The sequence below is a fragment of the Microbacterium sp. Cr-K32 genome (assembly GCF_000708345.1).
GTDB classification, from domain to species: Bacteria; Actinomycetota; Actinomycetes; order Actinomycetales; family Microbacteriaceae; genus Microbacterium; species Microbacterium maritypicum_A.
In genome coordinates this window covers 248274-273888 of the sequence record NZ_JARD01000012.1, presented here as the reverse complement: position 1 = coordinate 273888, position 25615 = coordinate 248274, and the positions used below count along the sequence as shown (strand labels likewise).

Here is a 25615-nt window from a genome sequence, read left to right as displayed (position 1 = left end):
ATGAGATCGGGTCCGCGCGTACCTCAGATCTTCTTCTGCCACGCGCCCGCGTACGACACGGGAACGAAGCCGATCGCCTCGTTGATGCTCAGCATCGGTCGGTTCTCCTCGGCGTTGAAGGTGGAGACGACGGTCGAGAGAGGCATGAGCTCGCGCCATCGGAGCAGGTTCGCGCACTTCACGATCGTGCCGAGGCGGTGCCCTCGGTGCTCCTTGCTGACCAACGTTCCGAACTGATGGGTGACACCGGTGCGATCCGCGGCGATGAGCAACTCGTTGTAGGCGACGAGCTGGCCGCTCGGCACATGTTGCACGGCGGCCACGGACACCGTCTGACCCGCACCGAGAAGTCGCGCTTCGCGGCGGATGACGCGGTCGGCGTCCCAGTGTTCCTCGGCGAAGTCCATGTCGCCGCTCGGGGCATCCGTGGAAAGACGTGCGAGCACGGCGGCGAAGCCGTCCCGCCACTCCGGAGGCGTCGGCATGTTCCACTCGACGATGCGGTAGTCCGGCCCGGCGAACGCGCTCGCGTCCGCCAGAGCATCACGGAGCGGGCCGACGTCGCTGTGCAGGTCATACTCACTGTTGCGCTCGACCTGTTCCAGCGAGTAACCGTGGTCCTCGGCGAGCTCGGAGAGCGGGGTGGCGGGGATGCGTCCCCATCCCGTTCGAGGCACGAGCATCCGGTCGGCTTCCACGGGACGGTGGAGACTCCAGATCTGCAGGACGGTTCGCCCGTGAGCGCGTGCTTCTTCTTCGGCGCGGTCGAGCAGATCGGCCTCGACGCCGAGCCCCCAGTGCGCTTGCGGAACCAACAGGTCGATCTCGGCCGCATGGGCTTCGGTCTCCTGGGCGAGTGTGACCGTCACCATGCCGACGATCTCGTCATCGATCCGTGCCACGAACCCACGGTCGAGCGCGTCGCTGTCGTCCTGCCAGTTCGGCAGCATCTGCGCGGCGTCCGGGGCGAGATCGGGGAGTCCCACCTGCTCGTCGCACACGAGTCGGTTGAGGTCTCCGTACGCGCGGAACTCCGCGGCGTCGTCGGCATCCAGGGAGACCGGCACGATCAGCGGTGTGATGGTCGGTTCGGTGGTCTTCATGTCAGCTTCTTTCGTGCAGGTGCTCAGGGTGATGATCGAGGCCGGGTGTCTACGGGATGCGGCGTTCGCGCCACGAGGAGACGGAACCTCTGTGTGCGCCCGCCCGCGGACTACACGGGCGGGCGCACTCAGAGGGGGACGGTGCTGCGGAGGGCGACCGCTGAATCGCGGCGTCAACGCATTCCGCGCTGCATGTCATACGTCAGCAGTGCGTAAGATTCCGCTGCCGAACGATGACGCTGCTCACCGAGCAGGAACATGTCTGCCGGATCGATGCGCAGGCCGCGACGCGGACGTCGGGGGCGCTGCGCCCTCTGGAAGAGCCAGAGGCCGATCCGGAGCGAGAGACGATCGGCGAGCGACAAGCGGCGCAGTTCGTCGGGGCGGGGGATCTGGAGGACCTCGCGGTCCTCGGTATCGGGCGGGTGGATGTCGCTGCGATGCAACGTGGTGTTCACGATGGTTCCTTCGAAAGGGATGGTGGTGATGGATGCGGAAGCACCGCACGCCGACAGCGGAGCGGTCGGGAACGATGCGGAGGAAGCGTGGGTCGGCGGATGCCACGGAGCGTGGACGCCATACGCGGAGAGGAAGTCGTGATCTGCGGTGCAGATCAGCAGACGGGGCGCGGAAGAGCCGGCCGGAGAGGGCCCACTACGGGCCCGAGATCTCGGGGTGCGGTTCTACGAGAGAGCGCTGATGCGGACGCCGGCGGTTACCGAGAACGCAAAGCGCGGCGCAAAATGCGCGGGCGCGGCGAGGCCAGTGGCCTGTGCGTTGAGCTGAGTCGTAATCATCGGTAACCTCCTTTCGTGTGGCGATCCGGAGGACACGGTAGCGAATCCGCGCGGCGGACGTCAAGCGCCTGCGGTTCTCCTCGGCGTGTCGCGCGGTTCCCGAGTTCTCCCACCGTCCGCGCGGGATGAGGCTCCAGGCCCGGAATTCCGGTAGCGTAGCCGCGTGATTCTCCCCGGACGAGCGGCGCCCCCATGCATCTGAAGAGCCTGACGCTCAAAGGGTTCAAGTCGTTCGCGCAGCCGACCAGCTTCGTGTTCGAACCCGGCGTCACCTGCATCGTCGGACCGAACGGCTCGGGCAAGTCGAACGTCGTGGACGCGCTGGCCTGGGTGATGGGTGAGCAGGGTGCGAAGACACTGCGCGGCGGCAAGATGGAAGACGTCATCTTCGCGGGTACCTCGACGCGCGGCCCGCTCGGTCGTGCTGAGGTACAGCTCACGATCGACAATGCCGACGGTGCCCTGCCGATCGAGTACGCGGAAGTGACGATCAGCCGCACGCTGTTCCGCAACGGCTCCAGCGAGTACGCGATCAACGGCGAGGGATGCCGACTCCTCGACGTGCAGGAGCTGCTGAGCGATTCCGGACTGGGCCGGGAGATGCACGTCATCGTCGGTCAGGGTCGCCTCGACACGGTTCTGCAGGCGTCGCCCGAGGATCGTCGAGGGTTCATCGAGGAAGCCGCGGGAATCCTCAAGCACCGCCGCCGCAAGGAGAAGACCCTCCGCAAACTCGACGCGATGGAGACCAACCTCACTCGGTTGAGCGATCTCGCCGGAGAGATCCGCCGGCAGCTCAAGCCGTTGGGCCGTCAGGCAGAGATCGCCCGCGAGGCGCAGACGATCGCCGCCGTCGTGCGCGACGCGAAAGCCCGTATCTTCGCCGACGACGTGGTCGCACTGCGCGCCGCGCTCGCGGACCACACACGCACCGAACAGGAGCGTCACACCGAGCGTCTGGTGCTCTCGGATCAAGCCGAGACGGTGCGCGCGAACATCGCGCGGCTCGAACAGGATCAGAACTCGGTCGCGGTCGATCAGGCGCGCAGCGTGGCGTTCGGGCTCGAGCAGGTTCAGGAGCGGATGCGCGGGCTCTACACCCTGGCGAATCAGCGTCTCGCTCTCCTCGGCACCGACGATGACGACGCCGCGGTCACTGCCGTCACCGTGACACAGGCCACGATCGACGAGGCGAAGGACGAGATCGACGCGATCTCCGCCGGGCTCGGGGATGCTCAGGACGCCGCGGCGGCTGCCAGCCGTGAAGTGGTGCACGCCAGAGCGGAACTCGACACGCTCGACGTCGACATCGCCGAGCAGAGCGCCCTGGTCTCCGAGTACGACATGCGCCTCTCCGCCTTGCGCGGGACCGCAGATGCCGCAGCCTCAGCCCTCGCCGCAGTGCGTGGCGCCGTGCTCCGCCAGGAGAACGCGCTCGAGGCCGCCAACGCACGCAGGCGCGAAGCCGCCGACGCACTCGACGCGATCGACGACGCGGAAGCTCCTGAGGGCACGGCCGTCGAACATGCCGCCGCGTACGACAGTGCGCAACGGGCAGCGACCGCCGCGGAAGCGGAGCGTGAGACCCTGCGCGAACGTCTGCACGCCGCAGAGCGCGAGGTCGATGCGCTCACGGCCAAGGCTTCGGCGCTGAGCAGTGCTCTGGCGTTGTCCGGTGGGGCGGCGGAGATCGTCGAAGCGGGTGGAAAGGGTGTGCGGGGACTCGTCGGAGACGCTGTGCAGGTCCGAGCGGGTTTCGAGGCGGCCATCGCCGCGGTCCTCGGTCCGCTCGCGGAGGGCGTGTTGATCGACTCCGTGGACGACGCCTTCGCGTCGGCGAAGGAAGCGGCGGAGCAACGCAGGGGAGTGGTGGACTTCGTCATCGCGAATGCGGTCCGTGGCGACGTCGTGACTCCGACGATCGCCGGAGTCACGCCCGCCGTCGATACCGTGACAGCGCCCGACGGCATCCTCGGCGTGCTCTCGCATGTCCTGATCGCGGACGACCTGGATTCGGCGCGATCGGCGCGGACAGCGCTCGATGTCGCGGGTGACACGGCGACGACGATCGTCACGGTGGCCGGTGACGTCCTCACCGCGCATACCCTGCGCACCGGTTCCGGCGGAGAGCGATCCCGTCTGGAACTCGCCGCCGAGCGGGATGCCGCTGCCGAACGTCTCGCGGAGATTCAGATCGTGGTCGACTCGCTTCGTGAGGCCCGCCGCGACGCCGAGGACGCCGTCGAGACGACCAGGCGTCACGCGAAGGACGCCCTGCGCGCACTCCGTGAACACGATGCTGCTCTCGCCACGCACGCCGAGCAGCTCAACCGGGTCACGGTGCGCCATGAGTCCGCCGTCGCCGAGTGCGAACGCCTCGAGACCGGTTTGGCACAGGCGCAATCCGCCGTCGCCGAGGCCGAGGCGAAGGCCGAAGCAGCGAAGACGGCGCTGGACGATGCCATCGCGACGCCGAGGCCGGTGCTCGACGCTTCCGCGCGCGACAGCCTGCTCGAGGCGCTCGAGGTCGCTCGCGAGGGTGAAGTGCGGGCGCGGCTCGAGATCGAGACGCTGCGTGAGCGTGTGCGTGCAGCGCAGTCCAGGGTGGTGTCTCTGGAGCGCCAGCGTGAGCATGAACGCGATGCGGCGGCCGAGGCGGCACGGCGAGCAGTCATCCGTCGCGCGCAGCGCGAGGCGGCCTCGGGGGTGGTCGAGGAGCTGCCGCGCATCCTCGACTCGCTGGATCGATCGGTGACGGAGGCGCGTCTCGCCCTGGCCGAGGCCGAGACCGCGCGCTCGGCGCAGAATCAGGAACTGGTCGGCCTGCGCGCGCAGGAGAGTTCCCTGCGAGAGCGCCTCGCCGGGCTCACCGAGAGCGTGCACGGACTCGAGCTGCAGATCCACGAGAAGAAGCTGCATCTGAACAGCCTGCTCGAGCGCGTCTCCTCCGAGCTCGCTCTGGAAGAAGATATTCTCATTGCGGAATATGGCCCTGATCAGCTTGTTCCACGGGATCCCGGTGCTGAACCCGCCGAAGCGGGGCACGACGACGACACGGCGATTCCGTTCGACCGCCGGATTCAGCAACGCCGACTCGCGGAGGCGGAGCGCAAGCTCGCACAGCTCGGCCGTGTCAACCCGCTGGCGCTCGAGGAGTTCGCCGCGCTGGAGCAGCGGCACGCCTTCCTCACCGAGCAGCTGGCAGACCTGACCCAGACGCGCCAGGACCTCCTGACGATCATCACGGATCTCGATGAGCGGATGCAGACGATCTTCGCGAGTGCTTTCGAGGACACCAAGGAGGCATTCGGTCAGGTGTTCCCTCTGCTGTTCCCCGGTGGAACCGGCAGCATCTCCCTGACGGATCCCGACAACATGCTGACGACAGGCATCGAAGTGTCCGTCCGCCCTGTGGGGAAGAAGATCGAGCGACTGTCACTGCTCTCGGGCGGCGAACGATCCCTGGCGGCCGTGGCGCTGCTCGTCGCGATCTTCAAGGCGCGCCCGAGTCCTTTCTACATCCTGGACGAGGTCGAGGCGGCGCTCGACGATGCGAACCTCGGGCGATTGCTGACGGTGTTCGAACAGCTGCGGGAGAGTTCTCAGCTGCTGGTGATCACGCACCAGAAGCGCACGATGGAGATCGCCGATGCCCTCTACGGCGTCTCGATGCGGCAGGACGGCGTCTCCGCTGTCGTGGGTCAGCGTGTCGGCGACCGGGCGGCGGCGGTTTAGGGGCGCGCACGGGCTTGCGCGCGGAGCATCCACTGCACAACCCGTAGGCTGGAGTGATGGCGGAGAAGTCCTGGTCTCTTGGTCGCGCACTGCGCGGCATGTTCGTCAAGCCCACCATCGATGAGACGACCTGGGAGGACCTGGAGACCGCTCTCCTGACGGCCGACTTCGGCCCGGACATCAGCGAGCGCGTCGTGGATGAGCTGCGTGCGAAGGTCGACCGGTACCGCACCACCGACCCCAAGGATCTCCAGCGGATGCTGCGGGAGACGTTGGAGGAGCACTTCGCGAAGTTCGACACGACGCTGAAGCTCACCGAGCGTCCAGCCGTCGTCCTCGTCGTGGGCGTCAACGGCGTCGGGAAGACGACGACCATCGGCAAGTTCACGAAGTTCCTCCGTGGCTATCAGCGCAGTGTCGTGGTCGGCGCGGCCGACACCTTCCGCGCGGCCGCCGTCGACCAGCTCGCCACCTGGGCGCAGCGCGGTGGAGCCGCCATCGTGCGGCCTCAGCAGGAAGGTCAGGATCCGGCATCCGTCGCGTTCCAGACGGTCGAGTATGCCAAGCGCGAGGGCATCGAGATCGCGATCATCGACACGGCCGGGCGTCTGCACACCAAGGGCGGCCTCATGGACGAGCTCTCGAAGGTCCGGCGCGTGATCGAGAAGCAGGCGCCGATCAGCGAGGTGCTGCTCGTGCTGGACGCCACCACGGGCCAGAACGGTGTCATGCAGGCCGAGGCCTTCCTCGAGCACGCCGGCGTCACGGGACTCGTCCTCACCAAGCTCGACGGGTCGGCCAAGGGCGGGTTCGTGCTGGCGGTGCAGGAGCGCACCGGTATCCCGGTGAAGCTGCTCGGACAGGGCGAGGGGATCGACGACCTGACCGGTTTCACCCCCCATGTGTTCGTCCAGTCGTTGGTCGGTTGATGACGGGACTACCGCAGTGAGCACGAGGCTGGTTTCATAGCGTTATGGCGATCGAACACGACTACTTCGGACTCCTGTCCTCAGGCCCGGACGGCTCGATCTTCTGGTCGGAGACAGTGGAGCTCGGCGACCAGAGTGTCACCGTCGATCTGACCGCGCCGGATCAGGACGACGTTTCCGCGGATGCGCTCGACATCGCCGCCTCGCTCATCGCAGGCCTCGAGAGCGTCGACGACACGGCCCGGCGTGGCATGCTCGCCGAAGTCGATGACCGCACGAGCGAGGTGACCGAGTACATCCTCCAGCAGCAGGAGACGTACGGCGACGATCTGCCGGATGTCCTCGTCGATGTCTCGGGCGATGCCGCCGTTGACATCATCCGATCGCTCCGGTTGATGAGCATGACGATCCTCGCCGATGAGCACGGAGGCTCTGAACCGTTCGCGGTGCTCGAGTATGCGCTCGACGACAGCTCGACGGACGACGTGCTGCTCGTGAATCTCGGCTCGGACGGCAGCGTTCAGTCCGTCATGAGCGCGGACTGAACGCTGCCCGGACGGGGTCCGGGCAGCGTTCAGGTCAGACGGCCTGCGCGAATCCGAGGTCTGCGCTCTCGGCGATATGCGCGAGGTGTGCGGGGATCTCGCGTCCCTTCGACGTCATGGACTGCGCCCAGAGTCGACCGGCGCGATACGACGACCGCACGAGGGGACCCGCCAGGACACCGAGGAACCCGATGCGCTCGGCCTCCTCCTTGAACTCGACGAACTCGGCCGGCTTCACCCAGCGTGAGACCGGGTGGTGGCGTGGTGTCGGCCGCAGGTACTGCGTGATCGTGATGATGTCGCATCCGGCGTCGTGCAGATCGTTGAGCGCCTGCACCACCTCTTCGGGTTCCTCACCCATCCCGAGGATGAGGTTGGACTTCGTGATCAGTCCGGCGTCCCGAGCCTGGGTCAGGACGTCGAGCGAGCGCGCGTAGCGGAACGCCGGCCGGATGCGCTTGAAGATGCGGGGCACCGTCTCGACATTGTGCGCGAACACCTCAGGGCGCGCGTCGAAGATCTGCCCCAGGAACGCCGGATCGGCGTTGTGCTCGTTGGCGAGCAGCTCCACACCGGTGTTCGGGTTCAGCTCATGGATCTTGCGCACCGTCTCGGCGTTGAGCCAGGCGCCGGTGTCCGGGAGGTCGTCGCGGGCCACGCTCGTGACGGTGGCGTACCGGAGGTTCATCCGGACGACGCTCTCCGCAACCCGGCGTGGCTCGTCGGTGTCGTAGTCGGCGGGCTTGCCCGTGTCGATCTGGCAGAAGTCGCAGCGGCGGGTGCACTGGGAGCCACCGATGAGGAAGGTCGCCTCTCGGTCTTCCCAGCACTCGTAGATGTTCGGGCAGCCGGCTTCCTGGCAGACCGTGTGCAGGTCCTCGCTCTTCACGAGCGAATGCAGCGCCGTGTACTCCGGGCCCATCTTCGCCTTCGTCTTGATCCACTCCGGCTTGCGCTCGATCGGTGTCTCGGCGTTGCGGATCTCGAGGCGGAGGAGCTTGCGACCCTCGGGGGCGGCGGTCATGCGAGGGCTCCTGTCAGTTCGGTGGTCGCGTATTCGGCGAGGAAGGCGCGGGTGACGGCGTCGACGAGGTCGAGGGGCGGGACGGCGGACCCCACGACCTCGCTCACCGTAGTGACGCCGGCATCGGTGATGCCGCACGGGATGATGCCGCGGAAGCCGGCCAGCGAGTTGTCGCAGTTGATGGCGAAGCCGTGCATCGTGACCCCCTGCTGCACGCGCACTCCGATCGCCGCCACCTTGTCCTCCGAGAGTGGCCGGCGTACCCAGACCCCGCTGCGGCCCTCGACCTGATAGCCGTCGACGCCGAAGGGGCGCAGCACGTCGATCAGGAGGCGCTCGAGACGGCGCACGTGCGCGACGACATCGATCGGCTCGGGGAGTCGCACGATCGGATAGCCCACGAGCTGCCCCGGCCCGTGCCAGGTGATCTTCCCGCCCCTATCGACGTCGATCACGGGGGTGCCGTCCTGTGGCCGCTCCTGGGGCTCCGTGCGCTTGCCCGCGGTGTAGACGGCCTCGTGCTCGAGGAGGATCAGCGTGTCGGGACGGGTGCCGTCGACGACATCGGCGTGGACGCGACGCTGAAGCTCCCACCCGTCGATGTACGGCACGAACGTCGGAGCGAACCCGGGCGTGAGGATCTCGAGCATCACAGAACCGCCTTCATTGCGTAAATGGACTGAGGACAACAATACCCCTCGGCGAGCGGGGCGGCGCTCTCGACCCGCCCCCGCGATAACGTGAGGACATGAGTTCCACTGGCAGAGCCGGGCGACCCAAGGCGTCGTCGCGGGAGACCCTCGCAGAAGCAGCATGCGAGCTCTTCCTGGAGCGCGGATACGACGCGACATCTGTGGCGGACATCACGCAGCGCGCTGGCGTCAGCCGGTCCAGCTTCTTCAACTACTTCGCGTCCAAGAGCGACGTGCTGTGGTCGGGCGTCGACGAACGGATCGGACAGGCCATCGCCTCGCTGGAACAGCTCGGCAGGGCGGCGACGGGCGACGCGGTTCACGACATACTGCTGTCGATCGTGCACGATTTCGCACCGGACCCCCTGGCCTTGGCGCTGCGCAATGCCGCAGCGATGGGGGTGGAGGGCGAGCTCATCCGTGACACCGGTCTCCGCCTCGCCCGTCTGTCCGCGGCGGTGTCACGCGCGGCGTCCGCCTCGGGAGTCGACGTCATCCGTGCCGACATCCTCGGGGCGGCACACGCGGCCGCCGTGCTCTCCTCACTGCGCGTGTGGGCGGAACAGGGAGCCGGACGGGGGACGCCGGAGACGGTCCTGCGGGAAGCCCTGGGAACGATCCATGACCTTCCCTGGTCCTGACTCCCGCGCCGGGCTAAGCGACCGGCCTCGGCTCGCGTAGAATCAGAGCACCATGGCTACATTTGGCACGCTCTCCGATCGGCTCACCGAGACCTTCCGCAATCTGCGCACGAAGGGAAAGCTGACCGCGGCCGACGTCGACGGCACCGTCCGCGAGATCCGACGCGCCCTGCTCGATGCCGACGTCGCGCTCGTCGTCGTCAAGGAGTTCACCGCGAAGGTCCGCGAACGCGCACTCGGCGATGAGGTCAACAAGGCGCTGAACCCCGCGCAGCAGGTCGTCCAGATCGTCAATGAAGAGCTCGTGCAGATCCTCGGCGGAGAGCAGCGCCGTCTGCAGTTCGCGAAGACGGCACCGACGGTGATCATGCTCGCCGGCCTGCAGGGCTCCGGTAAGACCACCTTCGCCGGCAAGCTCGCGAAGCAGCTCGAGGGCGAAGGGCACACGCCTCTGCTCGTCGCCGCCGACCTCCAACGTCCGAACGCGGTCAACCAGCTTCAGGTCGTCGCGGAGCAGGCCGGTGCGTCGATCTACGCCCCCGAGCCCGGCAACGGCGTCGGAGATCCCGTGAAGGTCTCTCGAGACGGTGTCGACTACGCACGTCGTCAGCAGCACGACGTCGTGATCATCGACACCGCCGGCCGCCTCGGCGTGGACGCCGAGCTCATGAAGCAGGCGGCGGACATCCGCAAGGCTGTCAACCCCGACGAGGTCCTGTTCGTCATCGATGCGATGATCGGTCAGGACGCCGTGAACACCGCCAAGGCGTTCCAGGACGGCGTCGACTTCACCGGAGTCGTGCTCTCCAAGCTCGACGGCGATGCCCGCGGTGGCGCCGCGCTCTCGGTGGCCTCCGTGACCGGCCGTCCGATCATCTTCGCCTCGACCGGTGAGCGACTCGAGGACCTCGAGCCCTTCCACCCCGACCGCATGGCGAGCCGCATCCTCGACCTCGGCGACATCCTCACCCTCATCGAGCAGGCCCAGCAGGCCTTCGATGAGGAAGAGGCCATGAAGATGGCCGAGAAGCTCGCGACCGAGGCCTTCACCCTCGAGGACTTCCTCGACCAGCTTCAGCAGATGAAGAAGATGGGCTCGATGAAGAAAATGCTCGGGATGCTCCCGGGCATGGGCCAGATGAAGCAGCAGCTCGACGACTTCGATGAGCGGGAGATCGACCGCACGGAGGCCATCATCCGCTCGATGACGCCGGGGGAGCGCCGCAACCCCAAGGTACTGAACGGATCGCGCCGTCTGCGCATCGCCAAGGGTTCCGGCATGACCGTCACCGACGTGAACCAGCTCGTGCAGCGCTTCGAGCAGGCCGCGAAGATGATGAAGACGGTGGCGCGCGGCGGCACCCCGAACATCCCCGGTATGGGGCCGGTGCCCGGGATGGGGCGTCCCGGCGCGTCTTCCAAGCGCGGCAAAAAGGGCAAGTCCTCCGGTGGATCGCGTTCAGGCAACCCGGCCAAGCGCGCGGCCGAGAACGCGGGGATCGCATCGTCCGCGACGCCGACCGGCTCCGGATTCGGTTTGGGCGGCGGAGCGGCTCAAGCTCCGAGCGAAGCCGACCTCGCCGAGATCCAGAAGCTCTTCGGCAAGGGCTGACTCCCCTCAGCGCGGCGCCGTGAGAGCATCCGCGGCCGTTGCATGCGGGGCGGGCGCGGCAGTGAGCCGATTGGGCCGCGAGGCCAGCTGCCCCAGCACGAGTGCGCCCAGAGTCAGGACGAGGCCGATGGCCTGGAGGGGGCTGAATCGCTCCCCGGCGACCACGACGCCGAGCGTCGTCGCGACGATGGGGGAGAGCAGCGCGAGGAGCCCCGGCGCGATGACCGGGAGCTGCTGGACGCCGCGGAACCAGAGCGTGTAGGCGACGATCCCGCCCGCCGTCCCGAGCCAGAGATATCCGAGCACGGCGCTCCCGTCGATGGTCTGGGGCACGCCTTCGACGATCAGTGTCAACGGCAGCAGCAGAACCCCTCCCGCGCTGAGCTGCCACCCGGCGTAGGCGACGGGCCCGACGCCAACCGGCCGGCCCCATCGCTTCGTCAGGATCATCCCCGCTCCCGTGGCGGTGACGCCTCCGACAGCGGCGAGGATCCCCCAGAGATCCAGCTCGGCGGCGGGACCCAGGACCACCAGGGCCACTCCGCCAGCGCCGACGACGGCAGCGGCGGCGGCGAGCGGCCGGATCCGTTCCTGCAGCACGAGTGCTCCGAGGACGAGGACGATAAGCGGCTGCGCACCCGCGACCGCGGCTGCGACGCCGCCAGGGAGCCGCTCCGCGGCCAGGAACAGCAGCGGGAAGAAGGCGCCGATGTTGAGCGCTCCCAGGATGAACGACTTTCCCCACCACCCGCCGCGGGGGAGACACCTGCTGATGAGGACTGCCAGGAGCCCCGCGGGGAGGGAGCGGAGGAGCCCGGCGAACAGCGGGTGCCCGGGCGGGAGCAGTTCTGTCGTGACGAGGTAGGTCGTGCCCCATGCGATGGGGGCGAGGGCGGTCAGTAGCACCAGGGGCAGGCGGTTCATGCTTCCAGCCTGCGAGGAACACAGGGATGAGTCCAACGCATGGTTGTCACCGCATACATGAACCGAGATCATGGAAGCATGGAACTTCAACAGCTCCGCTATGTCGTCGAAGTCGCCGAGACGCTGAGCTTCACCCGTGCCGCCGAACGGTGTTTCGTCACCCAATCGGCGTTGAGCCACCAGATCGCGTCACTCGAGCGTGAACTCGGCCGCCGACTGTTCGCACGGTCGAGTCGCCATGTGCGCCTGACAGAGTCAGGTCAGGCGTTCGTCGCACACGCGCGGCGCGCGCTTCGGTCAGCAGACCAGGCGAAGGAGGACGCCGCCGCCGTCGACGGCGTCGTGGAAGGCACGCTGCGAATCGGCGTCATCCCGACGGTGACCGCCATCGACCTCCCCGCGGTGCTCGTCGCCTACCGTGGGGCCTACCCGCTCGTCAGGGTGGAACTGCAGGTCGGAAACAGCGATGTCCTCGCCCGCAGGCTCCGAAACGACGAGCTCGACATCGCGCTGCTCGGACTGCGAGAGGGTGTCGATCCAGAGGGGGTGGAGTCGCGTGTCCTCTCTCGCGATCCCCTCGTCGCCGTCTTCCCTCGCGGGCACGAACTCGCGGATGCGGAGAGCATCGCGCTCGACGATGTCGCGGGGATGACGTTCGCGGACTTCCCGACGGCGACCTCCGGTCGTGCGCAGAGCGACGGGGCGTTCGCCGCTGCGGGCCTGACGCGTGACGTCGCCTTCGAAGCCGACTCCGCGACCCTCATCCTGGGACTCGTGGAGGCAGGGCTGGCAGTGACCCTGCTGGCGCCGGGGACCGTCGATCGCTCCGGTTTCGATGTCGTCACGGTGGAGGTGCGCGGTGGCCCTGTGCGTCTCGAGTACCTCGCCTGGGACGCTGCCGCGCCACGGAACGTCGCACGCGCGTTCATCGCCGTGACCGAAGTCGCGCACTCGGCGTGACCACCTCCCGGCGGAATCGACCGTCGGCCAGCCTGCGTTAGTCTGAGTCCGTTTGAGTCCGCGCCGAAGAAGTCCTTCGGCCGGTGATCGCCGGGGGAGAGTACCGCATGGGGTTCCTGAATTTCGGTAAGAAGTCGAACGCAGCACAGCCTGATGCGGATCTCGAAGACCTCACGGTCCCGCAGGCCACCCTGCTGCGCACTCTGTTCGCGGAGAAGTGGCCTACGACAGCAGGGGCGATCACCGTGCACGGCGACTACGCCGAGGGGGACTCCGGCGCGCAGTACGGGCTGTACAACCTCGCGCGCGCCGTGAAGCTCGAACCGGAGTCGAACTGGCCGGAGGCTGTCGAGCGTCACATCTCCGGTCTGCTGAGCCGTCAGGCCGCCCCTCGCGACGAAGATCTCTCCGATGATCAGGTCCTGTCCCTCGTGAAAGCACGTCTCATCCCGTCGTCGTATCTCCCGGAGAGCCACCGTGCGGCGTACACGTACCGGCGCACGATCGTGAGCGGCCTCGAAGCGATCCTCATGCTCGATCACCCCGAGACCACGACCGCCGTCCCTGACGCGATCGTCGGCCGGTTCGATGCCGGACAGCTGTGGGCCACGGCCCTCGCGGCAGTTTCGGCGGAGCCGATCGAAGAGGTGCACACCGTCGACGTCGGCAACGGCGCGTTCCAGGCGATCGTGTCGGACTCCATGTTCACCGCGAGCCGGGTGCTCGACTTCCCGGCCCTCCTGGCCGCAGCCGGTATCTCATCGGCTCCGCACGGCGTCCTGTTCGCCGTGCCCTCACGTCATCATGTCGCGTTCCATGTGATCACCGGACCGGAGGCGATCTATGTCGTGCAGGACATGCACGGATTCGCTCAGCAGATGTTCGGACAGGGCGCCGGCGAGATCGCGACGGATGTCTTCTACTGGAGCGACTCCGGCTACGAGCAGGTGACGTCGAGCGACGAGAGCGGACGCGTCTCGGTCGACGGTACCGGCGCCTTCTTCGCGTCGATCAACGGGTTCTGACGGTTCAGCGGGCCGCTGCCGCGGAGACGACGAAGCGGGTCCGGAGTTGGACTCCGGACCCGCTTCGCTGTCACGTCAGATCACTTCACGTCGTCGTCGACCCAGTCCATCGACTTGGTGATCGCCTTGCGCCACAGGCGGAGCTGGCGGTCGCGCTCGGCCTCCTCCATGGACGGCTCCCAGCGCTTGTCCTCCTGCCAGTTGGCAGAGAGGTCGTCGAGACCGTTCCAGAATCCGACCGCGAGTCCGGCCGCGTAGGCCGCACCGAGCGCCGTGGTCTCCGCGACCACCGGGCGAACGACCGGCACGCCGAGGACGTCTGCCTGGAACTGCATGAGCGCATCATTCGCCACCATGCCGCCGTCGACCTTGAGCTCGGTGAGATCCACGCCGGCGTCCGCGTTCACGGCATCCAGCACGTCACGCGTCTGGAAGGCGACCGCTTCTAGAGCTGCGCGAGCGATGTGGTTCTTGTTCGCGTACCGGGTGAGTCCGACGATCGCGCCTCGGGCGTCGGGACGCCAGTACGGAGCGAACAGACCGGAGAACGCCGGCACGATGTAGACCCCGCCGTTGTCCTCGACCTTGTCGGCCAACTCCTCGACCTCGGGTGCCGAGGAGATGATGCCGAGCTGGTCGCGCAGCCACTGGATCAGCGATCCGGTGACGGCGATCGAGCCTTCGAGGGCGTAATGCGTGGGCTGGTCGCCCAGCTTGTAGCCGACGGTGGTGAGCAGCCCGTTCTTCGAGTGGACGATCTCCTCGCCCGTGTTGAAGATCAGGAAGCAGCCCGTTCCGTAGGTGTTCTTGCTCTCGCCCTTCTGGAACGCCGCCTGACCGAACGTCGCCGCCTGCTGGTCGCCCAGGATGCCGGCGATCGGGGTCTCGCGAAGCAGCGAGGAGTCCTCCGCCGCGCCGTAGACCTCCGAGGACGAGCGGATCTCCGGCATCATCGACCGCGGCACACCGAAGGCCTCGAGGATGTCGTCGCGCCATTCGAGCGTCTCGAGGTCCATGAACATCGTGCGCGAGGCGTTGGTCACGTCGGTGACGTGCACTCCACCGTCGACGCCACCGGTGAGGTTCCAGAGAACCCAGCTGTCGGTCGTGCCGAAGATCAGGTCGCCGGCTTCCGCCTTCTCACGGGCACCATCGACGTTCTCCAGGATCCAGGCGATCTTGGTACCCGAGAAGTACGTGGCCAGGGGCAGACCGACGATCGGCTTGAACCGCTCGACGCCGCCGTCAGCAGCCAGTCGGTCCACGATCGCCTGGGTACGCGTGTCCTGCCACACGATCGCGTTGTAGGCGGGCTTTCCCGTGGTCTTGTCCCAGACCACCGCGGTTTCGCGCTGGTTGGTGATGCCCACTGCGGCGATGTCGTGGCGGGTGAGGTCGGCGCGGCTCAGAGCCAGGCCGATGACCTCCTGGACGTTGCGCCAGATCTCGGAGGCGTCGTGCTCGACCCAGCCGGCCTTCGGCAGGATCTGCTCGTGCTCTTTCTGGCCCGTCGCGATGATGCTGCCCTTCTTGTCGAAGATGATCGCGCGGCTCGAAGTGGTTCCCTGGTCGATGGCGAGGATGTAGTCAGCCATTGTGTTCTCCTTTGAATTCAGGTCGTTCAGGCGAGGTGCAGCAGGACGGGCGCTGCAGCGGCGGCGATCGCACCACCGATGAGCGGACCGACCACCGGGACCCACGAGTAGGACCAGTCGCTGGAGCCCTTGCCCTTGATCGGGAGGATCGCGTGAGCGATACGCGGGCCGAGGTCACGCGCCGGGTTGATCGCGTAGCCGGTCGGGCCACCGAGGGAGGCGCCGATCGCGACCACGAGGAGTGCCACGGGGAGCGCGGTGAGCGGTCCGAGGCCGCCGGGGGTGCCGACCTCGATGTCGCCGTAGTCGGCGAACGCGAAGATCACGAACACGAGCACGAAGGTACCGATGATCTCGGTGACGAGGTTCCAGCCGTACGAGCGGATCGCGGGGCCGGTCGAGAACACGCCGAGCTTGTTGGCCGGGTCGGGCTCCTCATCGAAGTGCTGCTTGTATGCGAGCCACGTGACGATGGCACCGAGGATCGCTCCGACGAGTTCAGCGGCCGTGGCCGTCAGGAACATCACGAAGCTGATCTTGCCCGCGAGCAGCAGGCCGATGCCGACGGCCGGGTTGAGGATCGCACCGGAGTAGGCGGAGACGAGCACACCGGCGAAGACCGCGAGGCCCCATCCCCAGTTGACCATCAGGAAGCCGCCGCCGAAGCCCTTGTTCTTCGCGAGGGCCACGTTGGCGACGACACCACATCCGAGCAGCACGAGCATCGCTGTGCCGACCAGCTCGGAGAGGAAGTAGAGACCGAGATTCACATCAGCCATGTCTTCTTTGACCTTTCTTGTGTGTCGGGGCCCCTCTGCCCCGACACGTTATGGGAGTTGCGCCGCGAGGAGGGCGGCAGTCCGAGACCCCGTCAGCCGCGGGTGCGGGACGGGATATCGAGTCCGTGTCGTTCGTTCAGCAGCTGGCGCGTCTGCTCGAGCTCGGCGTCGTGACGCGAGCGATCCCAGCCGAGCATCGGCGCGAGCGCGTCGGCGATCTCGTCGAGGACCTCGGCATCGGCGCCACCAGTGAACGCGATGCTGGTGCGACGCAGGACGACATCCTCGAGGCGCGCCACCATCTCGTTCTGCACCATCCACTCGAGTTCGCGCGTGGAGAGGGCGCCGCCGGCAAGCGGAGCGTCCGTTCCCTGCTCGACGTACTCCCAGACCTGGGCGGCCCGGGTGCCGTAGCGGGCGAGCAGCTGATCGGCGCGGGCACCGGCGCCGGGAAGGTTCTCCTGGATCCAGATGCGCTTGGCCTTCTCGGTGCGCGGGAACTCCCGGCCGCCGCCGATCGCGCGTCCCGCGGTGGAGACGGTCCTGGTGCGGTCGATGAGGCCGAGCACGACGTCGGAGAGCGATTCGCCGAGCGCGCGGAACGTCGTCCACTTTCCGCCGACGAGGCTCACGAGGGGGACTGCGCCCTTCTCGTCGACTTCGATGCGATAGTCGCGGGAGACGAATCCGGGAGCGGTGTCCTCATGGCGCGGCAGCGGACGGATACCAGAGAACTTGTACACGATCTGGTCGCGTGCCACGGGGATCGTCGGGAAGACGTGGTGGATCAGGTCGAAGAAGTAGTCGACCTCCTCCTCGGTGCACACCGGCACCTCGCGCGGGTCGGCGTCGATGTCGGTGGTGCCGACCAGGACGCGTCCCTTGAGCGGGTAGATGAGCACGATGCGGCCGTCGGAGTGCTCGAAGAAGATCTCCCGCCCCCGCGTCGCCTCGAGCAGCTCTGGGTGATCCAGCACGATGTGCGAGCCCTTGGTGCCGCCCATGAAGCGGGTGTCCGCGCCCAGCGCGTCATTGGTGAGGTCGGTCCAGGGGCCGGAGGCATTGACGACCACGTCAGCCTGCACAGTGAACTCCGTGCCGCTCTCGCGGTCGCGGAGGACGACCTTGTCGCCGTCGCGGGCGATGGCCTCGACGTAGTTGAGAGCGTGGGCTCCCGGGTGCGCCGTGCGTCCGTCCTGCAGCACGTCGAGCGCGAGGCGCTCCGGGTCGTGCATCGAGGCGTCGTAGTACGTGGCGGTGTACTTGATCTTCGGGTCGAGCGAGGGAAGCTCGGCGAGAGACTTCTTGCGGCCGAGGAACCGATGGCGAGGCACCATCCCTCCGTCACGGGAGAAGGTGTCGTAGATCGTGAGGCCGACCTTGATCAGGAACGCGCCCCGTTCCTGGGGCTTTCCGCTCTTGTGCGTGAGGAAGCGCAGGGGAGCGGAGAGGATGCCCGAGAATGTCGAGTAGATCGGGATGGTCGTCTGCAGCGGCTTGACGTAGTGCGGGGCGATCTTGAGCAGGCCGTTGCGCTCCTCGACGGACTCGCGCACGAGTCGGAACTCACCGTTCTCGAGGTAGCGGATCCCGCCGTGGATCATGTGGCTCGATGCGGAGGATGCGCCGGAGGCGAAGTCCCCTCGCTCGACGAGCACGACATCGACGCCCTGCAGAGCCAGGTCGCGGAACGTGGAGATGCCGTTGATCCCCCCGCCGATGACGAGGACGCTGGTGCGTCCGGATTCACGGACGGCGCGAATCTCCGCGCGCTCCGCCGACGAGTGTGTCGAATCGATCATCGTCGACCCTCTCTTCCTTACTTGCCAACCAGCATCGACCTGTGTGACATCCCGCGCAAGCCCACTGCACATATGTGCAAGGATCGAGGGCGAGGAGGTCATCATGGCCGGTGCAAGCGCGGAATCCCGCGACAGCAAGCTGATCGCGGCGCTCACCGCCGCGCAGCTCTACTACATGCAGGACAAGACGATGGAAGTCATCGCGAAAGAGCTCGGCACCTCCCGGTCCTCGGTCTCGCGGCTGCTGAGCTTCGCGCGGGAGAGCGGCCTGGTCGACATCCGGATCAACTCCCCGCTCGAACGCCTCGGCATGCTCGAGCATCGGATTCGCGACAGGCATCGGGTGGCGGCGCACGTCGTGCCGATGCCGGAGATCCTCAGCGAGGTCGAACGTCTCGAGCGCGTTGCGCTCACCGCCGGACGGCTGCTGTCGCAGTTCGTCGACTCGAACATGGTGATCGGCGTCGCATGGGGCTCGACCATCAGTGCGGTGAGTCGCGGGCTCACGCAGAAGGAGACGCACAATACGACCTTCGTGCAGCTCAACGGGGCCGGGAACACGCAGACGACCGGCGTGGAGTACTCCAGTGACATCCTGCAACGGTTCGGCAGCGCCTTCGGCGCACAGGTCCAGCAGTTCCCCGTTCCCGCGTTCTTCGATGACCCCGCCACCCGCGAGGCCATGTGGCGTGAGCGCAGCACTCGTCGTGTGCTCGATCTGCAGGCGAAGATGGACGTCGCCGTATTCAGCCTCGGCTCGCCGGCCGCCGAGGTTCCGAGTCGGGTCTACGTCGGGGGCTATCTCGGACGCGATGACTATCGCAGCCTTCGGGAGGACCATGCCATCGGCGACGTCGCGACGGTTTTCTTCCGGTCCGACGGGTCCTGGCGCGACATCCGTGTGAATGCCAGAGCCACGGGTCCCGGCCTCGACCGTCTGCGTCGCGTCCCGCGTCGCGTGTGTGTCGTCTCGGGAATCCCGAAGCTGGTGAGTCTCCGCGCGGCCCTGGCCGCTGGCCTGATCACGGATGTCGTCCTGGACGAAGGGCTCGCGAGGCGCCTCGTCGAGGACTGAGCTCGCTGCCCTCGACCGCTAGGGCTCGTCGGTGGAGGACTCCGGCCCGGAGCGGAACTCGCGGATCAGGTGGTGCACCACCGCTGAGAGGTCGCCCCCCGCGGCATCCGCCACCGCGAGTTGTCGCGCGTAGCTTGCGCCTCCCTCCAGGATCGTGGCGATGCCGCCGAACTCGCGACCGCAGCCGAGCTCGACGGCTGTCGGGGTGAGGGCTTCGAGCGTCTCCGTCAGATGCTCGCGCACCGGGCGCTGCGTGCCGTCGGCGTCGACGATCACGCGGGCCTCCAGCCCGTAGCGCGCGGCGCGCCACTTGTTCTCGCGGTGGAACCAGGCGGGAAGCTCCGGAAGTGCCTTCCCCTCGTCGAGCTGTCGTGAGAAGTCCTCGACGAGCACCTGGACGAGCGCCGCGACCGATGCAAGTTCCGGCAGGGTGGAGAGCCCGTCGCACGCGCGGACCTCGATGGTGCCCCAGCGTGGAGCGGGACGGATATCCCAGCGCACTTCGGTCGCGTCGGCCATGACACCCGTGCGCACCATGTCATCGAGGTAGGACTCGTACTGCGACCAGTCGTGCAGCGGCCACGGCAGGCCGGCGGTGGGAAGCTGCTGGAACACGAGTGCGCGGTTGGAGGCATATCCGGTGCGTTCTCCCGCCCAGAACGGGCTCGACGCCGCCAGCGACTGCAGGTGCGGGAGGAACCCGGCGAGAGCGTTGATGATGGGGAAGACCTTGCGCTGGTCCTCGACGCCGATGTGCACGTGGATTCCCCAGATCATCATGTTGCGTCCCCACCACTGGGTGCGCTCGATCAGGGTGTGGTAGCGCGACTTGTCCGTCACCTGTTGGTCGTACCACTGCGCGAAGGGGTGGCTTCCGGCCGAGAGCAGCTCGACACCCGCCGGATCGGTCGCGGCCCGCACCGCGGTGATGGCGTTCGCGATGTCGTCGACCGCATGAGCCACGGAATCGCCGATACCGCTCGTGACCTCGATCGTGTTGGTGAGCAGTTCGCCGGTGACCGTATGACGCTCGTCGGCGCTCTCGGCCTCGAGCGCGGCGAGAAGTTCGGGGGCGCGACCGACGAGGTCACCGCTCGCGGGGTCCGCGAGCATGATCTCCCATTCGAGGCCGACGGTGGACCGGGCGGATGAGGCGAACTCGAGCTTCACCCGCACAGTCTGGCACGCGAGGCATGCGACACGGCAACGGCGGTTTCGCCACGTTTCGCGCCTGGCGCGCGCATCTGGCAGAATAGAGGGCTGGACCACCTGCTCGACCCTCTATCCAGCAGGTGTCCACACTCATTTGAGCTTCCGCCGGGTGTGCACCCCACTCTCCAGGCGACCGGTTCGTTTCCTTCCACACAATTCAGGAGAATCGTGGCTGTCAAGATTCGTCTCAAGCGCCTGGGCAAGATCCGTGCGCCGTACTACCGCATCGTCGTCGCCGACTCGAAGACCAAGCGCGATGGTCGCGTGATCGAGGAGATCGGCAAGTACCACCCCACCGAGGAGCCCTCGTTCATCGAGGTCGACTCCGAGCGGGCGCAGTACTGGCTCTCCGTCGGCGCGCAGCCGACCGAGCAGGTCGCCGCCATCCTCAAGATCACGGGCGACTGGGGCAAGTTCAAGGGCGACAAGGACGCGAAGTCCACGCTCAAGGTCGCCGAGCCGAAGGTCCCCTTCGAGATCGACGCGTCCAAGAAGTCCGTCGTCAAGCCCAAGGTCGAGAAGAAGGCCGAGGCTCCCGCTGAGGAGGCTCCCGCCGCGGCCGACGCGGAGGCCGCTGAGGCTCCCGCAGCAGACGCAGAGTAATCCGTCGTGCTCGCCGCCGCGCTCGAACACATCGTCAAGGGGATCGTCGATCACCCGGAGGATGTTCGCATCAACGAATCCACGTCGCCGCGAGGCGACCTCCTCGAGGTGCGCGTGCACCCCGATGACCGTGGACGCGTGATCGGGCGCGGCGGCCGCACTGCGAAGGCCCTTCGCACCCTCGTCAGCGCACTCGCTGACGGGCGTCGGGTCCGCGTCGATGTCGCGGACGACTGACGTGGTGCCGAAGGACCGCAATCAGGGCAAGAACCAGCTGCGTGTCGGACGCCTCGTCAAGGCGCACGGACTCAAGGGTGGGCTCAAGCTCGAGCTGTACACGGACAACCCCGAGGGTCGTTTCACCCCCGGTGCCGGATTCACCTTGCAGGTGCCCGAGGCATCTCCGTGGCACGGCAAGCAGGTCACGGTGCGCGAGTACCGCGTGATGAACGGCAATCCCGTCGTCTTCTTCGAAGACGTCGACGACCGTGACGCCGCCGACAGCCTCGTCAGGGCGATCCTGTGGATCGACCAGGACGCCGACGAGGTCGAGGACGACGCATGGTTCGACCATCAGCTCGTCGGACTCGATGTCGTCCGAGACGACACGGTCATCGGGCGGGTCATACGGGTCGAGCACTTCCCGGCACAGGATCTCCTCATCGTCAAGGCCGGCGAAGACGAGGTCATGGTTCCGTTCGTCGCCGCCATCGTCCCGACCGTCGATGTGCAGGAGGGCCGCGTCATCGTGACGCCGCCGCCGGGACTCTTCGAAGAGGTCGCAGAGATCGCGGACGCCGAGCCGCAGGTCGCCCCGGACGCCGACGCGTCCGAGTGACCGCTGATACGGTTCCTCCGTGCGCATCGACGTCCTCTCCATCTTCCCGTCCTACTTCGACGGCCTGACGCTGTCCCTGCTCGGCAAGGCGCAGAGCACGGGTCTCATCGACCTGCGTGTGCGAGACCTGCGCGACTGGACCTCGGATCGTCACCGGACGGTGGACGACACGCCGTACGGCGGCGGCGCCGGCATGGTCATGAAGCCGGAGCCCTGGGGGCTCGCGCTCGACGAGATCGCCGGTTCCTCCGACACCGAGGACGGGCAGCGACCGACCATCATCTTCCCGTCGCCGGCGGGGGAGGTCTTCACCCAGAAGACCGCACGTGAGTTGGCGACCCGTGAGCATCTCGTCTTCGGCTGCGGTCGTTACGAGGGCATCGACGAGCGCGTGTTCGAGTTCGCCGCCGATCTCGGCGAGGTCCGGTTGATCAGCCTCGGCGACTACGTCCTCAATGGGGGCGAGGTCGCGACCATGGCGATGATCGAGGCGATCGGCCGACTCATCCCCGGTGTCGTCGGCAACCCCGAGAGCCTCGTCGAGGAGTCGCACGAGGACGGACTGCTGGAGTATCCGTCCTACACGAAGCCCGCGTCATGGCGTGAGCGTGCCGTGCCGGACGTTCTGCTCAGCGGCAATCATGCCGCGATCGCCGCCTGGCGTCGCGAGCAGCAGTTCGTGCGGACCCGAACCCGTCGACCCGACCTGCTTGCGGAGGGCGAAGCCGCGTCCTCGTGATCGACGGGCAGATCTGAATCCCGTCGGGCCCGGCGTCAACGTCCGCCTCAGAGAATCCGCTCGGACCGGCGTTCGATATCGAAGACCACACCGTGCGGATGCCGCAGACCGAGCGCACTCGATGCGTCCAGTCCTCGCAACTCCGCGCGCAGCATGCGTCCGATCATCTCGTGGCTCACGAGCAGGGGGACGCCCTCGGCCGCCCACCCGCAGTTGCTGAGCGCCTTCCGCGCCCGAGACCTGGCCTGCGCGTAGCTCTCCCCGCCCGGGAATGCCCAGCCATAGCGGTTGGCGGCACGTTCCTCTCTGGCGGTCGGGTAGACCTCGTCGATCTCTTCCCATGTCATCCCGGCGAGCTCACCGTGGTCGAGCTCTGCGAGCTCCGGCACCTCGATCAGTTCCGCTCCGATCCGATCGGCGATGATGATCGCCGTCCGCATAGCTCTGCCGAGAGGGCTGGTGCACACGGTGAGCACGTGAGCGCCCACGAGTCTGTCCGCGATCGCGTGGGCGTGGGCGACACCGGCCTCTGTCAGTGGAGAGTCGAGCTGGCCTTGGAGTCGGTGCTCGACGTTCCACACGGTCTGCCCGTGCCGAGCGAGGAGCACACGCTCCGGCACATGACGGTCCTGCGGAATCATGGATTCAGAATGGCATACGCCGCAGTTCCCGGACCCGCGGGTTGTGAGATGAGCCTTGGTAACGTCGATTCATGCCTGAACATGCGCTCGCAAGGTCGTTCGAGATCATCGGTGACGATTACGACAGATACCGCCCCGGATTCCCGGAGGCAGCGGCGGCCATGATCGTTCCGACAACCGTCGACGTCGGGCTGGACCTGGGTGCCGGGACCGGCAAGTTCACCGAACTGCTCGTCGATCGTGCGCGGCGCACGGTGGCCGTGGAGCCGTCGGAGCGCATGCTGCAGGTGCTGCGAGTCAAACTCCCCGACGTGGAAGCTCAGATCGGAGCAGCGGAGCGGATTCCGCTCGGGGACGCGTCAGTGGACGTCGTCACGGTTGCCCAGGCCTTCCACTGGTTCGATCGTGACGCGGCCTGCGACGAGATCGCTCGCGTGCTGGTCCCCCGAGGGGCGCTCGGGCTGCTCTGGAATCGCTCCGATCCGACGTGCACCTGGGACCGGGCTTGTCACCGCATCGCTCATCCGGCGGTGTCCGAGGCCGACGCGACGACCGACGGTGCGGCTGAAGAGCTTCCCCATTTCGAACTCGTCCGTCGGGAGGAGATCCAGTGGGCCGAGCGCATCTCGCGCGAACACTATCTTCGTCGATGGGCGACGGTGAGCAGCCTGCTCGTCGCCGAGGAGTCGACGCGTGCGCGGATGCTGGGGGAGATCGGGGCGGTGCTCGACAGTTCAGCGGACACGCGTGGAAGAGAGATGCTCGACCTTCCGCAGGTCACGGACGTGTACGTCTATCGCCGCGCCTGAGAGAACGGCCGCACTCGATCAGTCGACGCCGAGGAACGACCGGTCCGTGAGGATGAGGGGTCCGTCCTCGGTGATGGCGATCGTGTGCTCCGAGTGTGCGCCGCGGGAGCCGTCGACGCTGCGCAGAGTCCATCCATCCGGGTCCGTGACCAGTTCGTCGGTCGTCGCAAGGAACCAGGGCTCCAGCGCGAGTACCAGGCCCGCACGCAGGGGGAAGCCCCGTCCGGCGCGGCCGTCGTTCGGGACATGCGGATCCCCGTGCATCGTGCGCCCCACGCCGTGTCCGCCGAAGTCGGTGTTGATCGAGTAGCCGTCTCCGTGGGCGACGGCAGCGACAGCTGAGGAGATGTCGCCGATGCGGTTACCGACCGTCGCGGCGTCGATCGCTGCCACCAAGGCGCGCTCGGTGGTGTCGATGAGTCGGAGATCTTCTTCGCGCGCGGTTCCGACGACGAACGAGACTGCGGAGTCCGCGACCCATCCGTCGACGGAGACGGCGAAGTCGAGGGTGACGAGGTCGCCGTCGCGCAGCGTGTAGTCGTGGGGGAGCCCGTGCAGGACGGCGTCGTTGACCGAGGTGCAGATGACCTTGCCGAACGGGCTCGCACCGAACGAGGGGTGGTAGTCGATGTAGCAGGACTCGGCTCCGGCTTTGCGGATCATGTCGTGTGCGCGTCTATCGATCGAGAGGAGATTGGTCCCGACCTTCGTCTCGTCGCGCAGCGTCGCCAGGGTCTCAGCCACGAAACGCCCGGCGGCGCGCATCTCATCGATCTCGGCGGGGGTGCGCAGTTCGATCATCGGGTGTCCTCTCGTCATCTCCATTCTCCCTGATCCCGCACCGGTGGATCCCCGACCGCTCTCAGCGAACACCGGGACGCGCGGGGACGCAGCGACGTACGATCTGAGCATGTGGTTGCGACAGGCCTTCTTCCGCTGGCTCCTTCCGGCGGCGTTCCTGCTGCCGCTCTGGCTGCTGATCGGGTGGGGAGTCTTCCAGGGCGGCTGGTCGATCCTCTGGGTGCTGCTCATCGCGATGCCGTCCGTCTTCCTGGGCCAGCTCCTGCTCACGCTGCTCACGCGTTCACGGCCGTCCGTCCGCATCGAGCGTGCCGTCTCCTGGTGGGACGTGGCGGGATTCACCGTGTGGAACGGGCTCACGATCGCCGTCGGATTCTTCATCGACGGGGCGTTCCCCTGGTTGCTCACCGGTGCGATCGTGGCGGGGATCGCCCTGATCTGGTTGCAGCTGTGGCAGCTGTGGAACGAGGCGAAGGGGAGCGGTACCCGACTGCGCCAGACCATCACGTGGTCCACGATCCCGACGGTCGATGAGCCGGCGCCCCCGACGCGCGCGCACGAGATCATCGTGGTCCGGGAGACCGACTCCCGCGACTGACGTCGTCGTTTTGGCCGGGCGCCGTATCCGTGGCAGAATGAATGTTTGTGCTGTGACCGGCTCTGCCACAGGGGAGCCCGCGGACGCGTCTGCTCCGTACAGCTCACTCCTTTTCTTGTTCCTTTGAATACATGCA

25 protein-coding genes are annotated in these 25615 nt (G+C 67.2%); 14 read left to right on the top strand and 11 right to left on the bottom strand.

Going from position 1 to position 25615, the window contains the following annotated elements; translation table 11 throughout:
• Positions 1–23: 23 nt before the first annotated feature.
• Positions 24–1103 carry a GNAT family N-acetyltransferase gene (locus GZ64_RS0105715; RefSeq protein ID WP_029265463.1) on the bottom strand — a complete coding sequence of 360 codons (1080 nt, stop codon included), beginning with the start codon at positions 1101–1103 and terminating at the stop codon, positions 24–26.
• Between the two features lie 173 nt (positions 1104–1276).
• Entirely contained in the window at positions 1277–1561 is a 285-nt protein-coding gene (locus tag GZ64_RS0105710) for a hypothetical protein (protein WP_021200443.1), read from the bottom strand.
• A 531-nt stretch (positions 1562–2092) separates the two neighbouring features.
• Here GZ64_RS0105710 and smc point away from each other — a divergent pair.
• The 3 genes from smc to GZ64_RS0105685 are packed head-to-tail and all read left to right on the top strand — an operon-like array spanning position 2093 to position 7109.
• Positions 2093–5635 (top strand): chromosome segregation protein SMC, encoded by a 3543-nt coding sequence (gene smc / locus GZ64_RS0105695; protein WP_029265462.1) that lies wholly within the window; start codon positions 2093–2095, stop codon positions 5633–5635.
• 56 nt (positions 5636–5691) lie between these two features.
• Positions 5692–6564, top strand: coding sequence for a signal recognition particle-docking protein FtsY (gene ftsY, locus GZ64_RS0105690; RefSeq protein ID WP_029259096.1), 873 nt, complete (start codon positions 5692–5694; stop codon positions 6562–6564).
• Positions 6565–6608: 44 nt separating this feature from the next.
• A complete protein-coding gene (locus GZ64_RS0105685) occupies positions 6609–7109 on the top strand; it encodes a DUF2004 domain-containing protein (RefSeq protein ID WP_017830742.1) in 501 nt (166 codons plus the stop codon).
• A 34-nt stretch (positions 7110–7143) separates the two neighbouring features.
• On the opposite strand, the gene lipA is transcribed toward GZ64_RS0105685, so the two are convergent.
• Positions 7144–8133: a lipoyl synthase gene (gene lipA, locus GZ64_RS0105680; protein ID WP_029265460.1), complete on the bottom strand. Its 990-nt coding sequence runs from the start codon at positions 8131–8133 to the stop codon at positions 7144–7146.
• Positions 8130–8783, bottom strand: a complete 654-nt coding sequence (gene lipB, locus GZ64_RS0105675) for a lipoyl(octanoyl) transferase LipB (RefSeq protein ID WP_029265459.1) — start codon at positions 8781–8783, stop codon at positions 8130–8132. Before lipB ends, lipA begins: the two co-directional genes overlap by 4 nt.
• Before the next feature lie 98 nt (positions 8784–8881).
• Here lipB and GZ64_RS0105670 point away from each other — a divergent pair, with 98 nt between their 5' ends.
• The gene (locus GZ64_RS0105670) at positions 8882–9466 is read left to right on the top strand and encodes a TetR/AcrR family transcriptional regulator (RefSeq protein WP_029259099.1); all 585 of its coding nucleotides are present in this window, start codon (positions 8882–8884) and stop codon (positions 9464–9466) included.
• 52 nt (positions 9467–9518) lie between these two features.
• Positions 9519–11078, top strand: a complete 1560-nt coding sequence (gene ffh, locus GZ64_RS0105665) for a signal recognition particle protein (RefSeq protein ID WP_021200451.1) — start codon at positions 9519–9521, stop codon at positions 11076–11078.
• A 6-nt stretch (positions 11079–11084) separates the two neighbouring features.
• Here ffh and GZ64_RS0105660 read toward each other — a convergent pair whose 3' ends face one another.
• Positions 11085–12002, bottom strand: coding sequence for an EamA family transporter (locus GZ64_RS0105660; RefSeq protein WP_029259101.1), 918 nt, complete (start codon positions 12000–12002; stop codon positions 11085–11087).
• A 78-nt stretch (positions 12003–12080) separates the two neighbouring features.
• On the opposite strand from GZ64_RS0105660, the gene GZ64_RS0105655 reads away from it, so the two are divergent.
• A complete protein-coding gene (locus GZ64_RS0105655; RefSeq protein WP_029259102.1) occupies positions 12081–12962 on the top strand; it encodes a LysR family transcriptional regulator in 882 nt (293 codons plus the stop codon).
• Positions 12963–13069: 107 nt separating this feature from the next.
• Positions 13070–13987 (top strand): hypothetical protein, encoded by a 918-nt coding sequence (locus tag GZ64_RS0105650; protein WP_136024837.1) that lies wholly within the window; start codon positions 13070–13072, stop codon positions 13985–13987.
• 80 nt (positions 13988–14067) lie between these two features.
• On the opposite strand, the gene glpK is transcribed toward GZ64_RS0105650, so the two are convergent.
• From glpK to GZ64_RS0105635, 3 genes are all read right to left on the bottom strand, one after another.
• A complete protein-coding gene (gene glpK / locus GZ64_RS0105645; RefSeq protein WP_021200455.1) occupies positions 14068–15582 on the bottom strand; it encodes a glycerol kinase GlpK in 1515 nt (504 codons plus the stop codon).
• 26 nt (positions 15583–15608) lie between these two features.
• Complete coding sequence (locus GZ64_RS0105640; RefSeq protein ID WP_021200456.1) at positions 15609–16361, bottom strand: MIP/aquaporin family protein; 753 nt, start codon at positions 16359–16361, stop codon at positions 15609–15611.
• Between the two features lie 92 nt (positions 16362–16453).
• Positions 16454–18163, bottom strand: a complete 1710-nt coding sequence (locus GZ64_RS0105635) for a glycerol-3-phosphate dehydrogenase/oxidase (protein WP_029265455.1) — start codon at positions 18161–18163, stop codon at positions 16454–16456.
• Between the two features lie 103 nt (positions 18164–18266).
• Here GZ64_RS0105635 and GZ64_RS0105630 point away from each other — a divergent pair, with 103 nt between their 5' ends.
• Positions 18267–19238, top strand: coding sequence for a sugar-binding transcriptional regulator (locus tag GZ64_RS0105630; protein WP_021200458.1), 972 nt, complete (start codon positions 18267–18269; stop codon positions 19236–19238).
• An 18-nt stretch (positions 19239–19256) separates the two neighbouring features.
• Here GZ64_RS0105630 and GZ64_RS0105625 read toward each other — a convergent pair whose 3' ends face one another.
• Entirely contained in the window at positions 19257–20408 is a 1152-nt protein-coding gene (locus tag GZ64_RS0105625; RefSeq protein WP_029265454.1) for a glutamate--cysteine ligase, read from the bottom strand.
• 210 nt (positions 20409–20618) lie between these two features.
• Between GZ64_RS0105625 and rpsP the strand changes: the two genes are divergently transcribed.
• The 4 genes from rpsP to trmD are packed head-to-tail and all read left to right on the top strand — an operon-like array spanning position 20619 to position 22630.
• A complete protein-coding gene (rpsP, locus tag GZ64_RS0105620; RefSeq protein ID WP_021200460.1) occupies positions 20619–21053 on the top strand; it encodes a 30S ribosomal protein S16 in 435 nt (144 codons plus the stop codon).
• 6 nt (positions 21054–21059) lie between these two features.
• On the top strand, positions 21060–21290 hold the full coding sequence (locus GZ64_RS0105615) for an RNA-binding protein (RefSeq protein ID WP_017830729.1): 231 nt from the start codon (positions 21060–21062) through the stop codon (positions 21288–21290).
• A complete protein-coding gene (gene rimM / locus GZ64_RS0105610) occupies positions 21274–21891 on the top strand; it encodes a ribosome maturation factor RimM (protein WP_051667861.1) in 618 nt (205 codons plus the stop codon). Before GZ64_RS0105615 ends, rimM begins: the two co-directional genes overlap by 17 nt.
• Before the next feature lie 19 nt (positions 21892–21910).
• A complete protein-coding gene (gene trmD / locus GZ64_RS0105605) occupies positions 21911–22630 on the top strand; it encodes a tRNA (guanosine(37)-N1)-methyltransferase TrmD (RefSeq protein WP_021200462.1) in 720 nt (239 codons plus the stop codon).
• A 47-nt stretch (positions 22631–22677) separates the two neighbouring features.
• On the opposite strand, the gene GZ64_RS19400 is transcribed toward trmD, so the two are convergent.
• Positions 22678–23271: a histidine phosphatase family protein gene (locus tag GZ64_RS19400; protein ID WP_021200463.1), complete on the bottom strand. Its 594-nt coding sequence runs from the start codon at positions 23269–23271 to the stop codon at positions 22678–22680.
• Between the two features lie 71 nt (positions 23272–23342).
• Between GZ64_RS19400 and GZ64_RS0105595 the strand changes: the two genes are divergently transcribed.
• Positions 23343–24080 carry a class I SAM-dependent methyltransferase gene (locus GZ64_RS0105595; RefSeq protein ID WP_021200464.1) on the top strand — a complete coding sequence of 246 codons (738 nt, stop codon included), beginning with the start codon at positions 23343–23345 and terminating at the stop codon, positions 24078–24080.
• Positions 24081–24098: 18 nt separating this feature from the next.
• Here GZ64_RS0105595 and map read toward each other — a convergent pair whose 3' ends face one another.
• Complete coding sequence (gene map / locus GZ64_RS0105590; RefSeq protein ID WP_021200465.1) at positions 24099–24881, bottom strand: type I methionyl aminopeptidase; 783 nt, start codon at positions 24879–24881, stop codon at positions 24099–24101.
• A gap of 109 nt (positions 24882–24990) precedes the next feature.
• Here map and GZ64_RS0105585 point away from each other — a divergent pair, with 109 nt between their 5' ends.
• Positions 24991–25479: a hypothetical protein gene (locus tag GZ64_RS0105585; RefSeq protein WP_029265451.1), complete on the top strand. Its 489-nt coding sequence runs from the start codon at positions 24991–24993 to the stop codon at positions 25477–25479.
• Positions 25480–25615 lie beyond the last annotated feature (136 nt).